The organism is Paenibacillus sp. FSL F4-0243 (genome assembly GCF_037963295.1).
In the GTDB taxonomy this organism is placed as follows: Bacteria; Bacillota; Bacilli; order Paenibacillales; family Paenibacillaceae; genus Paenibacillus_AQ.
Genome location: NZ_CP150151.1, coordinates 4,231,469 through 4,247,273 on the forward strand (window position 1 = coordinate 4,231,469; position 15,805 = coordinate 4,247,273).

The 15,805-nt window shown below is 40.0% G+C and carries 14 protein-coding genes; 4 read left to right on the top strand and 10 right to left on the bottom strand.

The genetic code is table 11. The features are described 5' to 3' along the window. Window positions 1-21 precede the first annotated feature (21 nt). The 3 genes from NSS87_RS18790 to NSS87_RS18800 all read right to left on the bottom strand — a co-directional run bounded on the left by NSS87_RS18790 (window position 22) and on the right by NSS87_RS18800 (window position 2,304). Window positions 22-1,032 (bottom strand): hypothetical protein, encoded by a 1,011-nt coding sequence (locus NSS87_RS18790; protein WP_339242031.1) that lies wholly within the window; start codon window positions 1,030-1,032, stop codon window positions 22-24. Next, entirely contained in the window at window positions 995-1,663 is a 669-nt protein-coding gene (locus NSS87_RS18795) for a hypothetical protein (protein ID WP_339242034.1), read from the bottom strand. The genes NSS87_RS18790 and NSS87_RS18795 overlap by 38 nt, the downstream gene beginning before the upstream one ends. 68 nt (window positions 1,664-1,731) lie before the next feature. Beyond that, entirely contained in the window at window positions 1,732-2,304 is a 573-nt protein-coding gene (locus NSS87_RS18800; RefSeq protein WP_042189340.1) for a hypothetical protein, read from the bottom strand. A gap of 343 nt (window positions 2,305-2,647) precedes the next feature. Between NSS87_RS18800 and NSS87_RS18805 the strand changes: the two genes are divergently transcribed. The 4 genes from NSS87_RS18805 to NSS87_RS18820 all read left to right on the top strand — a co-directional run bounded on the left by NSS87_RS18805 (window position 2,648) and on the right by NSS87_RS18820 (window position 5,407). Beyond that, the gene (locus tag NSS87_RS18805; RefSeq protein WP_339242036.1) at window positions 2,648-3,355 is read left to right on the top strand and encodes a glycosyltransferase; all 708 of its coding nucleotides are present in this window, start codon (window positions 2,648-2,650) and stop codon (window positions 3,353-3,355) included. Next, entirely contained in the window at window positions 3,352-4,068 is a 717-nt protein-coding gene (locus tag NSS87_RS18810; RefSeq protein WP_042189343.1) for a glycosyltransferase family A protein, read from the top strand. The genes NSS87_RS18805 and NSS87_RS18810 overlap by 4 nt, the downstream gene beginning before the upstream one ends. A gap of 342 nt (window positions 4,069-4,410) precedes the next feature. After that, the gene (locus NSS87_RS18815; RefSeq protein ID WP_339242038.1) at window positions 4,411-4,863 is read left to right on the top strand and encodes a MarR family transcriptional regulator; all 453 of its coding nucleotides are present in this window, start codon (window positions 4,411-4,413) and stop codon (window positions 4,861-4,863) included. Window positions 4,864-4,888: 25 nt separating this feature from the next. Next, the gene (locus tag NSS87_RS18820; protein WP_339242040.1) at window positions 4,889-5,407 is read left to right on the top strand and encodes a GNAT family N-acetyltransferase; all 519 of its coding nucleotides are present in this window, start codon (window positions 4,889-4,891) and stop codon (window positions 5,405-5,407) included. Window positions 5,408-5,500: 93 nt separating this feature from the next. Here the strand turns inward: NSS87_RS18820 and NSS87_RS18825 are convergent, their stop codons facing one another. The 7 genes from NSS87_RS18825 to NSS87_RS18855 form a co-directional block, all read right to left on the bottom strand. Next, window positions 5,501-6,793: a galactokinase family protein gene (locus NSS87_RS18825; RefSeq protein WP_339242042.1), complete on the bottom strand. Its 1,293-nt coding sequence runs from the start codon at window positions 6,791-6,793 to the stop codon at window positions 5,501-5,503. A gap of 245 nt (window positions 6,794-7,038) precedes the next feature. Then, complete coding sequence (locus NSS87_RS18830; protein ID WP_339242044.1) at window positions 7,039-8,646, bottom strand: S-layer homology domain-containing protein; 1,608 nt, start codon at window positions 8,644-8,646, stop codon at window positions 7,039-7,041. Window positions 8,647-8,781: 135 nt separating this feature from the next. Continuing rightward, window positions 8,782-10,383: a hypothetical protein gene (locus NSS87_RS18835; RefSeq protein ID WP_339242046.1), complete on the bottom strand. Its 1,602-nt coding sequence runs from the start codon at window positions 10,381-10,383 to the stop codon at window positions 8,782-8,784. Continuing rightward, the gene (locus tag NSS87_RS18840) at window positions 10,376-11,089 is read right to left on the bottom strand and encodes an ABC transporter ATP-binding protein (protein ID WP_042189353.1); all 714 of its coding nucleotides are present in this window, start codon (window positions 11,087-11,089) and stop codon (window positions 10,376-10,378) included. The genes NSS87_RS18835 and NSS87_RS18840 overlap by 8 nt, the downstream gene beginning before the upstream one ends. A 198-nt stretch (window positions 11,090-11,287) precedes the next feature. Beyond that, complete coding sequence (locus NSS87_RS18845) at window positions 11,288-12,067, bottom strand: sporulation protein (RefSeq protein ID WP_339242048.1); 780 nt, start codon at window positions 12,065-12,067, stop codon at window positions 11,288-11,290. A 153-nt stretch (window positions 12,068-12,220) separates the two neighbouring features. Then, window positions 12,221-13,960 carry an ABC transporter ATP-binding protein gene (locus tag NSS87_RS18850; RefSeq protein WP_339242049.1) on the bottom strand — a complete coding sequence of 580 codons (1,740 nt, stop codon included), beginning with the start codon at window positions 13,958-13,960 and terminating at the stop codon, window positions 12,221-12,223. Next, window positions 13,957-15,693: an ABC transporter ATP-binding protein gene (locus tag NSS87_RS18855; protein ID WP_339242051.1), complete on the bottom strand. Its 1,737-nt coding sequence runs from the start codon at window positions 15,691-15,693 to the stop codon at window positions 13,957-13,959. The genes NSS87_RS18850 and NSS87_RS18855 overlap by 4 nt, the downstream gene beginning before the upstream one ends. Window positions 15,694-15,805 lie beyond the last annotated feature (112 nt).

The following is a 15,805-nucleotide window of genomic DNA, read 5'->3' on the forward strand; positions in this document are numbered from 1 at the left end:
TTAACTGAACGATCCTACCTTTTATTGAAAACCCAATTTTGCTAAAGATTGTTGTATTTCCCGGTCTGCTTTACTTTTGAAAGTTGCAAACTCCACTGAAGATAAAGAATTCGGAAGTTTCTGATGGATAAAGGAATCAAAATCGATTGCCGTCTTGAGAATTCGAAGCGTGTGCAGCAAAGGTAGTTGCTCCATTCCCGTCAAACGGGTTAAGCCTTTACAATTCCTAATAGAAAGTTCCTCCAGTGCCTTCATTTCCTGGTTAAAGCTGATTTCCTTCAGTTGGATTTGATCCTCAATAACAAGTCTCTTCAGCGCTTGAAAGGCTGTAATATTGGTCAGGTCATGGAAGCCGCGGACTCTAGTAATCTCCAGGTTCTCGATTGTATTCTCTTCAATTTCATGAATGTGCTCCCGGCCTCCAAGCAAAATGCGAAGGTGCTCCAGCTTCCTCAGCCGGTTAATACAATGTAACGGCAGTTTGCTGATCGAATGCAGCGCGAGATAATTCAAGTTCTCCAGATAACCTATAGCATCAAGGTTTTTAACCTTACCCCCTACATGCAATTCCTCCAGATCAGAGAACTCTCTAAAATATTGCAGGTTGAGGGTCTTTTTATCCGAGATAATGTTTAATTTATTTAGAGAGTGCAACGTATCAATCCCCAGAATTTCCGAATTCTCCAGCTCGTATATGCCTATGCTCAAACTGCGCAGGTGATCCAGCTTCGCCAATGCTTCAGTGTTATGTGCCTGGGTGAGACTATCGAGGTGCAGCATTTTCACATGAGGAATCCGCAAGAGAGTATGACAATCAAAAGACAGCGAATAGTGGGCGTAGAAACGTACTCCGAAATCCTCATTCCAGCGCGCGCAAAGCTCATCCACTTCTTCCAATATGGAGCCATAAAAATCCGGGTGAGAAAATTGAATAATCACTTGGTTACCGTCGTGCAAATCCCGCTCGATCAGATCCCGGTCCAGCAGGGCAGGATTATTGATCAGAATTCTTTTTCTCCATATTTTCCGCATCCATTAATCCTCCTTTTTTGCCATTGATCACAAGCCCGTATTTACTGAAAATCCACGATTTGCTCAAATCGTGAATCGCATCATGGCTTATACGCACAGAAGGCTTTTGCTCTTTCATAGCATCTGCGTCATGCGTCGAGAAGCGAAGCGGCTTTGTCATTTTATTAATAGAGTCTTTTATTTCATCGAAAAACTTATATGTTAACGGCTTATGATCCCTGATATCCTCATAGATATAATACTTCCCGTTTTCATCTTCCAAATCCATTTGAAAGCCTTTAGGAAATGAAAACAAGATACACGGCAATTCATCCTCTGCCCATTGTCCGTAATAGGGAAAATGGACACCTTCATTTCTCGCAAAAAATCCGGAGCCTTCATTATCAGACGCAACAGAAATGGAATAAACAAAGAATGGGTGACCATCATTCCTTTTTTCCTCTGCCGTAAAATAATGATAAAATGACTGATACGCCTCATACACCTGATTCTGGTCATGCTCTGTCTGGGCATAATTGGTTAGATAAAATTGCGCTTGCTTATGTTCAAAAAGCTTCAAAACGCTTTCAAACTCTTCCGGCCTTAAGAAGAATCTAAGTTTATAAAATCCGCTGTTCTTTAATCTATCCATTTCTTTTCTCTCACCGCCATGTTCTAAAGTGTCATCTCAGATGACTTTAGCCATTTGCTCATGTATTTTCAAAATTCATATTTCGCAAATCGTTCTTTGAGAGTTTCTTCGTGCGGGATCCACTCCCAATCGCTCCATAATGACATTCTTACGAGTTCTGACAGCTTATCTACGGCTTGTGCCGGACTCGTAATGCTAATGAAGTCGTCAAAATCCTCATTGCGGATATCCAACGCTTTCTGCAAATAGTCATCGTTAAGACGCTCTTCTTTAAGTTGTTCATATTCATCCCTCGTCCACTGTTCACAAAAGATTCTTTCGGCCTCAATATCTCCATTCTCGAACAACGACAACTCGAATATTTCCTCATTTATATATCCGGCGGTCATCACTGGCTCCTCGATAAGCCGAGACAGCGTTTTGCCGATCTCCTTCACCGTACCCCATACAAAATAATCATGGAGCACGCTGATCCAGTACTCGTTGCTTTTGCTTACATACATGACAACATTGAACTTTTGAGCCTCAGTATTTGGCTTGCCTAATACTGTGGCATGCCCTTCGCTTAGCTCTCTTAATGCTTCGACAGTCTTATCAAGGTTGTTCGACTTGATATGCAAATTTGCGAATGATCTTCCCACGAGATGGCCTCCTCTAATCGCTTTCTTATTCAGACTGATTCTTATTTATATCCTATAGATTGTATCTAAGTATGTCTCTTATTTCCATTATAGTGATCATTTGTCCTGAGTCTTCCTACTTTTCACCTGAATTTTGGAAATGACCTTTACTAGGGAGAGATACTGTATTGTTGCTTCAAGCTGAGTTAGATCTCGATAACACAGTCATGACTGTGATCTTGTGTTCTTTATAAAAATCCATTTTTGCATCCCTGAGGTTGATATGCCGTTACTCTATCCTAACTTGGACATATCGTATTATGAGACTTTTCCCAAATAAAAAAGCATCTAAGGGGTTGGTTAAATGAATGGTGTTTCCATTATTACCTGTACAAATCGTCAAAATTATTTAAACAACCTACTCCAAAATTACAACAGACAACGATATGCCCAAAAAGAACTCATCATTATTATCAATAACAATGCAATTCCACTATCTCCTTACCAACAGTTAGCTAATAATCACAAAAACATAAAGATATTTCGTAAGCCAGAACATCAAACTCTGGGTTCATGCTTAAACTATGCCGTAACGAAATGCAAATATCATACCATCGCCAAATTCGATGACGACGATTATTATGCCCCTCATTATTTGACAGAAAGTATTCAGACATTAAATAGAACAAATGCTGATATTCTTGGAAAACGAGCTCATTATATGTATTTAAGTGGTTCAAAGACTTTAATCCTTCGTTTCGCGCATGACGAACATCGAACAGTTACCCATCTCCCAGGCGCTACACTCGTCTTCAAACGTAAAGTATTCGATCATGTGAAATTCCCTAATAAAAACGTGGGTGAAGATGATCTTTTTTGCAGCAGAAGCAGAAAGAAAGGTTATAAGGTTTATTCTGCGAGTAAGAATAACTTCGTAGCCATCCGTAGAAAAAACTCTTCAAAGCACACATGGATCATCAGTGATAGCACTTTAATAGCAAACCATAAGATCATCCGTAATATTAAAAATTACAAAGCATTTGTTGGACGCAGTCCAAAGATCAAATTATGAAACGGGCTACAGATTCCACTATATCTGCTGTATCTATTCTGACCTGTACGAAACGAGCTGACTGTATAAATACACTGTTTGATAACTATCGACGACAAAATTTTAATCTTAAAGAACTTATCGTAATCATAAATAATGATAGTTTGAAGATAGATGACTATACAGCTGCTGCAAAAAAACATAAGAATGTGTGGGTTTTTAAAGTACCGGAACATCATTCTCTCGGTTATTGTTTGAATTTTGGTGTGCAATTAGCGAATTATAGTTATATTGCAAAATTTGATGATGACGATTATTACGCTTCCAACTATTTAACTGATAGCATGCAAATACTCCATAAGACTAAAGCAGATATCGTTGGAAAACGGGCTCACTATATGTATTTGAATGATAAGAAGTTACTTTTGCTTCGTTACCTCCGAATGGAGAATAAATATGTAACCAATGTTCAAGGTGCGACCCTACTCATTAAACGCAAGGTGTTCGATCAGATTTCTTTTCCAAATCGGAACAGAGGTGAATGCGTTAAATTTTGTGCTGATTGCGCAGCTCATGGCTTTAAGATTTACGCAGGTAATAAGTATAACTTCGCTGCAATTCGTAGAAAAAACTCCAAAGATCACACCTGGATCGTCAGCGACAAGAAGCTTTTATCAAAAAGTGTTAAAGTTATTAAAGTAAAAAACTTCAAAAAATACGTCACTCGAAACTGAATTAATGAAATACGAAATGCAGACTTTGGCCAGATCGAGTTATTTGCTGATGTTACCGGACACTGTTCAATAACGAGAGACTACCATTTGTGCGGTAATAACCCAATAAAAAGACTGGATAGCAGCATAACCATGTTGCTATCCAGTCTTTTTATAAAGGCTTCCAATCGTGAAATACCAAGAGTTAGTTTTATAAATTTTTAATACATAGAAGTCACGCTTCACTTTACTCACCTCGCTATTTTATTTATTTATTTTTTATTGCAAATGCAACAATTATGAGATAAGTTAATATATATTATTTATTGCATTTACAACAAAATACGCGCTAAGGAGTTATTTATGAAGGAAATCCTACGTGAAATTGGAATGATAGCTAGGGCATTAGATTCAATAAGCAATATAGAATTTGCAGAACATGACCTTACAAAAGGGCAATATTTGTACCTTGTTCGAATATGTGAAAACCCAGGAATAATTCAAGAAAAGTTAGCTGAGATGATAAAAGTAGATCGAACAACAGCTTCACGTGCAATTAAGAAATTAGAAATCAATGGATTTATAGAAAAGAAAGAAGACAATCAAAATAAAAAAATAAAAAAACTATTTCCTACAGAGAAAGGGGTTACTTTGTACCCTTACATAAAAAGGGAAAACGATTACTCCAATAAGGTCGCATTATCTGGATTCTCTGAGAGTGAAGTAGAAACTATGTTTACCTTGCTGCAGAGAGTCAGAAAAAATGTAGAAAAAGACTGGGAGTTAGTCAAAAAAGGAAACAAAAGAGATTATTGACTTAGTAAACGGAGGACAAATAAAAATGACCATAAAAATAAAAAGGTGTACGTTTGAAGATTTAGGGCTACTCCAAGAAATCAGTGTTGAAACATTTAACGATACATTTCAGAATCAAAACTCACCTGCAATTATGAATGCTTACTTAGATCGTGCTTTTAATTTGAAACAATTAGGAAAAGAATTATTGAATAATTGTTCGGAATTCTATTTTATTTTTTTGAATAAAGAAGTTGCAGGATATTTAAAGCTAAACTTTAATGATGCCCAATCAGAAAAAATGGGTAATGATTCGCTTGAAATCGAGAGGATTTATATCAGGGGGAAATTTCATAAACGGGGACTAGGTAAATACCTGATGAATAAGGCTTTAGACATAGCAAAAGATCAGAATAAAGAGAAGATTTGGTTAGGCGTTTGGGAAAAAAATGAGAATGCAATTAAATTCTATGAAAAAATGAATTTCGTTCAAACAGGGACTCACTCTTTCTATATGGGTAATGAAGAACAAATTGATTTTATAATGACTAAAACACTCATTTAATATTCTCATATTTCGTGAACCAGAACATCATCAGAAAAAAAATCGGCACCAAGTATATAGCTATATGCTAACTAGGTGCCGGCTGATTAACGCCTATAATAAATTCAAATTAATAGCACCATGCTTACGAATACGGACAGGATAAATCTGCTCAACACCAAATGAGTGCATATATGCTTTATAGGAATCCGTATATTCTTTTGGCAATAAAGCCATTATAACTCCGGCAAAACCGCCTCCATGTACCCTGCAGGCTCCGGCCCCCTTCTCCTTGATAAACAGCTCAGTTAATGCTAAATATAATGTCACGCCCTGTTCAGTAGGAGTAGAGTTAGAATAGCAATTTTGCAGCCATTTCCAAGATGAGTTTCCAGATTCATTTACGAGTCTTATGAAGCTGTTTGCATTATCGCCTGTCAAAGCTTCTACTTGTTGATCAACTCGAATGTTTTCCTCATAGAAATGCAGTGCTCTCAATACAGCTCTATCCCCAACACTCTCTCTAAGTTTGTCCAGGTTGTCCAATATATCTTGCTTTTCTAAATCACGAAGCACATTTTTCCCAAGTTCTCGGGCAACAGCCTTCATTTCTGTTGGAATTGAGGAGTATTCTTCACTTAAATCTGCATGGTTTGCACCTGTAGGGACAATGAATAACTCATAACCTTTGTCAATAGATGAAAAATTTAATGTAGTGATCAGTGGAGCCTCGATGTTTTTTAAATCAATCGAAATTAGTCCCCCATATCCACAAGCAATTTGGTCGAGCAAACCCGATTGTTTGTTCCACTCTGAATTCTCTGCATATTGGCCTATCTTGGCACAGGTAACGACATCCATCTCGTTATTGTTGTAGAAGAAATTAATAATAGAACATATCAACATCTCAAAAGAAGCTGATGAGCTTACACCTGCTGCACTTATAACATCACTTGTGATACAAACATCAAAACCGCCTAATTTATAACCGTACCGTTCAAAACCGTCCAAAATCCCTTTAACTAAGGTATATGTTCCTGAAAGGTTAAGGCTATTCCCACTCGAATTCAAATCAATAATGAAGTCTTCGTTATAGGTAATGCTTTTTATACGAATAATATTTTGATCATTTTTCGCAGCCGCTCCAATACAATCCATGTTTATACTGGCAGCAATTACTTTACCCAGATTATGATCTGTATGATTGCCACTAATTTCACTGCGCCCTGGTGAGCTAAAGAGAAAAACATCGCCCTCTGCAAATTTTTTCACATATTCCTGAGCCAAGGTTTTATATCTTTGCTTTTGATCGTTTATGATAGATGGAACATCACCATACAGACTTTCTAGTGTTCTTTGAAATTCTTTTGATTCGATCAGTTGAATTGTTTCTGTAATTGATGGCATCCTTTGAATTCCTCCATATGTATAATTGCTCAAGAAAAATATAGCATTTATTAATTATTTCATACTAGTGAAAAATGTAACTTTTATATGGATGATTATGACTTATAATTCCTCAAATATATATATTTAGTGTATATGTTGCGTGCCAAGAGCTTTCACCGTAACGTGCTGTTGTTGCGCTGTGATAACTAAATAAAAAGACTGAATGCCATAGCAAGGTAGCTATATGCATCCAGTCTTTCTTTTTAAAACGTATAATCGTAAAATTTCTCTGCATTACTTACGCTAGACCATATATCTGCGCTTTCCCCACCTATATACCAATAAGCGATTCCGGCTAGATTGTTCTTAACGCTTAAATCGTATTTTGCTATTAATGAACGGCCATCCTCAATCCAGATCGTGTGCTTTATGGACTGCTTCGAATAGTTGGCAACATATTGTCCTAAAGTCTCATTCCATACGGGCTTCATTCCATAGCTACTAATAATCTGATTTTGCTCCGGAAGCGAGATATACTTTGAAGATGAAACCGTATCATTCTGATTCAATGTCCAGTCACGATTATATAAAGGCAGTGCCAATATAACCTTTTGGCTGGGTACGACCTTTAGTACTGTATCCACTGCATGTTGATCAAAAGGAATTGAAGCATTAGGTCCTGGAAGCTTACTCCCATCATAATGTTCGTCATAACCCATCATCACCATATAGTTCACTTGCTTACCTAGTGCAGCGTAGTCAAAAGCATCTGTCCAATCTGTTCCAAGATCAGGAGATACGTCTATCGACAGCGTCGCGTTAAGAGCATGCATTTTCTCAGCTAATAATGTAATGAATGAGGTCAAATACGCACGATCGTCAGGCGCTACATTTTCAAAATCAATGTTTAGTCCATCTAATCTATATTTGCTCACTAAAGCTACTAATTGATTTACTGCCGTATTCCTTGTGGTTACACTCGACAACATTTGATGGGTCGCTTCTTGATCCGATCGATTGCCTACCATCGCCCATATTTTCTTATTATTCTTCTTTGCCCATGTGATCAGCGAAGCATCCGTTGAATCCGTTACTGCACCTGTTTTTCCTACATAATACCACCGTGGTGATAAGGTGTTAACGTTGGATTTCAGAACTGTATTCTCATATTGTGCCGTCGTCTGCCCATATTGCCAGCCTAGAACGATTCGCTCCTCCGGCTCATCATCGAGTTCTGCTGCCCAACTCTCATTTTGCAGCACTCGGTCAATGAGGACGGCAGTTTCCTGTCTAGTTATAGGATCAGAGGGTCGGAAATTCTTGCGATTATCCCCCTTCATTAAACCTAGATCATTTACAGTTGCAACAGCTGATCTTGCCCAGCTAGCAATTTTATTTCGATCATTGAACGAAGTTAGAGCAGAGGTATGGTTTGTTTGCTTTAAAGCTTTGACCATCCATACAGCCGCTTCCTGCCTTGTTACTGCTTTTGCCGGCGCGAAAGTAGTTGCCGATGTGCCGTTAGCCAGCTCAAGCTGAACAGCTGCCTGTATCCAGCCGTAATACCAAGCTTTTTTAGCTACATCTGTATAAGGAGATACTGGACTGACTGCCGGATCAAGCTTTAGCAGACGGTCAAGAACCGTAATGAATTCCGCTCTAGTAATCGATTTAGTAGGTGAGAAGCTTGTCGCCGTTGTGCCGGTTAATATGTTGCGGTGATACAAATCTATAATTTCATTTTTAGCATAACTAGTATCTATATCCTTAAAAGGCGCCTCATCATCAGCCGATATATGTTGAATAAATATTCCAGCTACAAGCACTAATACAAGTATCGTAATTACAAATCTTCCAAATCTATTGTTCACGAGATGATCCTCCTCGGATATAATCTTCGAATTATACCAAGGATAGAAGCTATAAACACTGCTAAAATATTGGTAGAGCGCAAAAAAAATAGGGCATCCCACTAGCCGTTACGACTTTTAGGATCCCCCTATGATTTAAAGAGCCCGAAATAAAAGCTCCCCTTTGGACTGAATGTATCGATAAATCGTACCACACACCACTAATATCAATAATCCAATGCCTAACAATATGAGATTACCGTTTAGATCGGCTAGAAGAAGACTCAAACCAACTGGAATCAGTAAGCTTATAAAGCCTATCAACATCGCCACTAAGACGGATGCGCTTTGTTTGACTACCGATACTTCATTTGTCCACTCCAGTTTAGGTAACTTCAAATTAACGAGTACACCAGTCATTGCAGTAAGACAAGCATATAAGACGGGAATAACCAATAATAGCAAACTTTCCATCCATCCGGTGTCTAGAGATATCATGAGGAGCACACTACTGACAACTACAATCGGCACGGTAATCGTAAGATTCACTGCGATTTTACTTAGCAATATCGTTATTGTCGGCACAGGTGCGCTTTTTAAAATCCAAATATTATTACCTTCGAGCGAAATAGAACTGGATGTCGTACAGCTTAAAGTTACAAAAACGGAAACAAACAGTGGAGCCAGTCGATTCAGATAATTTGAAAGCTCTGGTATCTCAACGAGTTGACCTAGTTGGTCTGCACTAACGAACAGTAAGGCGATCGCTAACACAAGTAACATTACCATGCCTATACTCGTGTTAAGTACATAGATAGAAGAACTAAAATAGCGACGCAGCTCTTTTTTATACAATGTGTAAAGCGGTGAAGATACTGCAAGTGATTTCATTTGATATTTATTTTTTGAAAAAGAAGTCGTAAAACCTGTGTGGATCGCTTTATATTTGCTACCAAGCACGATGGTAAACAGCATAAAAGAAATCAGTGAAAACCCAATAAACAATACTAAGGAATCAAACTGAAACGAGCAAACCGCATTTACATACATAAGCGTCAAAGGATACAAGCTGTATATTTGATCAGCAATTTGAGCGCTCATATCCGCAAGTAATTGTGGATTGTTACCATTTATTTGACCTGAACCAACAATTATAGCAATAATTACAACAAAAGTTAGGATGAGCGTTATTATACGACTTCCTTTAAATCTTGAGGAAACCCAGCTGATCAGAGCACCTATAATCGTTGCAGCTATGATCGGCACTAATGGAATAAATAACAGTGTAATCAAAAAATACAAATAATATAGTACGCCGGGATTCACCTTTATAGCATAAACAATGCCTGCAGGTACCATCACCATTAAAGAGAAGAATAGGTTTAACACATAAAGCTGAGCCACCCGACTTGCTACAATATGACTCGTTTTGATTGGCAGCGACATTACGAGATCGTAGTCTTTGGAGCCAAATAATACACCACTAGCCTTATAGATCGTTGTAAAAAATCCGATTAAGCAAGTAACTGCCATCATTATCGCAAGCAGCAGCTCTGGCCGGCCAATCTGTTCAAGGGTCTCTGCTATCATATAGCTATAACCAAATGAAACCACAGCCATCATAACAATTCCAATTAGGATCCCGATGGTCAGCCAAAGCATTTTTCGTCTTTCTTTCACATCACGTGTGTGCAAAGCTTTATTTAACCCAAAGGAAGAGATCAGCTGAATCTTCGTCAATCTCCAGATATTAATCATGCTTAATCAACTCCAAAAATACATCTTCAAGGCTGCTGTCACCCTTCACCTCTTCTGTTTTCCCATGCGTAATCAATTCTCCCGCTTTGATAATGGCAATCTTATTACAGAGCTTCTCCGCTACATCCAGTACATGCGTTGAAAAAAAGATCGCACTGCCCTGACTGCAAATCTCCGTCATGATTTTTTTAAGCGTGTGTGCCGCTTTTGGATCAAGTCCCACAAAGGGCTCATCCAGAACTAACAGCTTCGGTTTATGTATCAGTGCTGAGATGATCGCTAGCTTCTGCTTCATACCATGAGAATACGAGGAGATTAAATCCCCCAAATGAGATGTAATCTCAAATTCATCACCATATTTCTTAATCAACAACTCCCGATCTGCTTTCGATACACTAAAAAGATCACCAATAAAATTCAAGTATTGAATGCCGGTCAGATGATCGTATAGATCTGGATTATCCGGAATATACGCAGTGATCGCTTTGCAGGCTAAAGGATCTTTTTTGATGGAATGTCCACCTATTTCGATATCCCCCTCTTCAAAATCAAGAACACCTACTACTGCCCGAATCGTCGTTGTTTTCCCCGCGCCGTTATGACCGATAAAGCCATAAATATCACCTTTCTCGACCACTAAGTTCAAGTCATTCACTGCCTTTTTACCGCCCTTATAGCTCTTGGTAAAATGCTTTATTGTCAACATCTTGGCACTCCCTCTCCGTTCGTATTCGTATTAGTAACTTTCATCATGCAATCAATGCCTACCGTTTCATACGATGTTAGGATAGTTTTACTATAGTACGTTTATCCTGTCCATTTAGTTCATTCCTTCATATAAATAAATTTTTCTTTATAAAAACGAAAAAAGAGAGGGGTTTTCCCCTCTCTTTTATAATCCTGTTTATACGTATTTATGGATCGTTGCGAGCAGTTGATCAGCTACATAGTCAACTCCGTAAGCAAGTTGATTGTGATCAAAGCGTATTTTCACAAAGCTCTCATCTGTATCAAGCGCATCGGCGAACAAACCAGCTAAACCACGTGCCTTGCGATCAATTTGTAGGAGCAACTCAATGCCATCCTCATTTGGAAAGAAAACGATTTCTAATTCGTCTAGTTGATTCCGGAACTGAGAGGGGGGAACGAATTCAAATTCTTGAACAAAATCTAAGCCTTTGATCCTGCCATAACGCGGTGCATATTCACAAGTCACTTCACGAATAAGGAACCCGAGCTGATTCATCGCATCCAAAATAATAGCACAATATGGATGAGGGCCTACTTGAAGATAATCCTGATCCTTTGGATCAATTGCCTCTTTAATATCAAGTCCGGTTTGAATCCAAACCGGCGATCTCCCTAACGTCACTGGCGTTATCGCCGGAAGCTGGAATGAGACGGGAAATTCATAAACCTGCTCCGCCACTACTTTAAATTTACTTGCTAACAGGAATTTGGATACCGTCGCTTCCACTTCCATCTTCTTATCGTTCAGCTCTTTCAAGTAACGCGTCTTAACGAATGCGTAGACGTCATCGACCTCCTGATCCACTCGGCCACCTTGAATTCGAACGGAACCACTGATCGTATCACCTGCGTTCACGAAATCTTGATGGAGCATGAGATCTACTTTAGCCGCTCCAATTCCGGCACTCGCGAGCATTCGTTTAAACATTGACATTGTAATGAATTCCCTCCCTAATATTTGCATATTTAAGGATACGAAGGGAACCATCTGAGGTTTCATTTACGGGACAGTAAATGCCATGCTACTGACAATAAAGAAGCATCCTCACCCAAAATAGGGTCGAACACTTCTTTTTCTTCACAAAGTCTACGCTGAGGCGAACTGACTGTTATATAATCTGGCGTAATATCCACCGCTAGCTAGGAGTTGATCATGCGTACCACTCTCCACAATATCTCCATCCTTCATGAAAAGAATGAGATCCGACTCCCGAATCGTTGACAATCGGTGGGCAATCACAAAGCTAGTCCGACCAGCGATCATAGTCAGAAAAGCTTTCTGAATCCGTACCTCAGTTAATGTATCAATACTGCTTGTAGCCTCGTCTAAGATGAGCATAGGCGGATCTACAAGCATTACTCGTGCAATGGTAAGCAGCTGCTTCTGTCCTTGGGAGAGATTATCCCCTGAGCCACTGATCTTCGTATCATACCCTTCAGGCAGACGTTTAATGAAGCTATGAGCATTAGCAGCTTTAGCAGCAGCGATGACTTCCTCCTCTGTAGCCCCAGGTTTTCCGTAAGCAATATTATCTCTGATCGTGCCCCCAAAGAGCCAAGTATCCTGCAGCACCATCCCAAAATTACGTCGCAGACTGTCACGCGTAATGGTCTTAATATCCACACCATCAATCTTGATGGACCCACGGTCCACATCGTAGAAACGCATGAGCAGGTTTACCAGCGTCGTCTTCCCTGCTCCAGTCTGACCTACAATTGCAACTCGGGTACCGGGCTTCACTTCTAGACTGAAATCGTTAATCAAGGGACGTTCTGGATTATAAGCAAAGGTTACTTTTTCGAAGGTAATGGTTCCTTGACTTGTACTCATGATTTTGGCGCCCTTAGAATCAGCAGGTTCTGGTGTTAGATCGAGAATGGCGAAGATCCGCTGCGCAGAGGCAGTTGCCGATTGAAGCTGTGTAATCACACCTGTTATTTCATTAAACGGCTTAGCGAACAAGTTGGAGAAGATCAAAAAACTAGACAGATCCCCTACCGTGAAATGACCCCGAATTACCATAACACTACCGATCATAGCTATAACTGAGAACGTAACGTTATTTACTAGCCGCGTTGTCGGATTGGATAAGGAGCCATAAAATTGTGACTTCACACCGGTCTGATATAATGTCTCGTTTTGTTCTTCAAACTGAGACATTGCACGTTCTTCATAATGATAAGCGGTGACTACTTTTTGCCCGCCGATCATTTCCTCCACATAGCCATTGAGACCACCGAGAATCTTCGCCTGCTCTTTAAACATCTTTTGAGAGCGCATCGTAATAAATCTGGCCACAAAAAAGGTGGCGGGTGCTGACAGAAGAACTACTAAGGTCATCAGAGGACTGATGTACAACATAAGCACAATTGCCCCAACAATGGTGATGATCCCTGTAAGCAGTGTGGAGAAACCTTGCAGCAGTCCATCAGAGACGGCATCCATATCGTTAACAAACCGGCTGATACTGTCTCCTTGCGGGTGGTTGTCGTGAAATTTTAAAGGCAAAACATTTAATTTATCAAAAAGCTCCCGCCGTAAGTCATATACAGTCTGGTAGGCGATTCGATTAGTCAGATAGGTAAGGAGCCATCCGAAAAAGCTGCCGACAATATATACCGCTGCCAGAATCAAAAGCAGTCTAAGTACGGCGTCAAAATCCACCTCTCCCGGTCCGATCATAAAATCAATGGCTTTACCGATAAGTAGTGGTCCGATTAGACTGGCGATCACACTGAGTAACGCGCATATAACTGCCCCAATAGCAATTTTTCTATAATGTCCTGTATATACAATTAGTCTTTTCCAAATGTTGTTTTTGTTCATTGGCCCGACTCCTCACTCGATAGCTGGGACAAGCAGATTTCTTTGTACACTTCACAACCACGCATCAGCTCCTCATGGGTTCCGACACCGGCGATCCGCCCTTCCTCAAATACCATAATTTTATCCGCTTGCCTTACAGTGCTCACCCTCTGCGAGACAACGAGTACGGTCATTTGCTGGCTGCTCTCTTTGAGCGCTTTACGTAGAGCCGCATCAGTAGCGAAATCCAGCGCACTGGAGGAGTCATCCAGAATTAGAATCGACGGCTTACCTACCACTGCACGAGCTATGGTCAAGCGCTGCTTTTGCCCCCCGGATAAATTAAGTCCGCCACGTGATACCTGCGTATTCAATCCTTCTGGCAATTTACGAATAAACTCTTCCGCCTGAGCAACAGAGGCTGCTTGCATGATTTCTTCCTCGGTTGCGTCTTCCTTACCCCAACGAATATTCTCAGCGATTGTTCCTGTAAACAACACTGCTTTTTGCGGCACAATCCCTATTTTCTCTCGAAGCTGATGCAGCTTATAATCTCTGACATTCACTCCATCCACTTTAACTTCACCTTGCACTGCATCATAAAAACGTGGAATTAAGTTCACGAAAGTAGATTTACCAGAACCCGTACTGCCAATCAGCCCCACAGTTTCTCCGCGGTTAATGACTACCGAAATATCCTCTAATGCCAATTCTCCTGTTGTATTATAACCAAACGATACATGATCGAATGATATGGCAGGAGCGGTATGATCAGGTTCAGTCATCACAACATTCCCGTCCTCGGACACGGATGCTTTGACACTCAGCACTTCATTCACACGATTAGCAGAAGATGAGGCTTTTGTAAAAATAATGACCAAGTTGGAGACCACTATAAGTGCCAGCAAGATTTGAGTGACGTAATTGATAAAGGCAATGATCTCACCTTGAGACAATCGCCCCCCATCAATGTGAATTCCACCTACCCATAAAATAGCTATGATCGCCGCATTTACTACAAGTGTCGTCATAGGTCCAAGTAAAGCGGAAATCCGCGAGACCCGGATCGCTGTAGTGGTTAAATCCTCAGATGAGGCATCAAAACGTTCTTTTTCTGTACGTCTCTTCGCAAAAGCACGAATGACTCGTATCCCCGACAAATTCTCACTAAGAACGAGCGCAAGGGCATCCAGCTTCTGCTGGTATTTTCGATACAAAGGTGCACTTCGAGTGATAATAAAATATAATATAATGCCAAAAATCGGCGTTGCCGCTATTAAAATCAGCGATAATCTAAAATCCAAAATCATGGACATTATGATAGCCCCGATGCAGATAAACGGCGCACGAATAACCAGGCGAATCAGCATAGCCACTGCAATCTGCAGCTGGTTTACGTCATTGGTAATCCGGTTAATCAGCGTAGGCGTACCGAACGTATCCAGCTCAGCGTACGATAAAGATGTAATATGTTTGAACATTTTATTACGAAGCGTCGTGCCGAATCCCTGAGATGCTCGTGCTGCATAGTATTGGCACACCATGGAGCAACCGAAGCCAAGCAGAGACATCAGCACCATCAGGCCACCCATACGGTATACATAAGCACTGTCATGATTTCCTACCCCGTTATTGATGATTAACGCGACAATGGTAGGCAAAATCAGCTCCAGAATCGCTTCCATCAGCTTGAAGATTGGACCGATGATGGCTTCTTTTTTGTACGGTTTTAAATAGACTGCAATTTTAAACAACGTCATCCACACCCAACATAAGAAGTATTTAAGCACTTGAAATATGTATAATAACAGTTATGATTATGGCATATCTACTCACATATTAATAATATTGGATTCGTATCGCTCC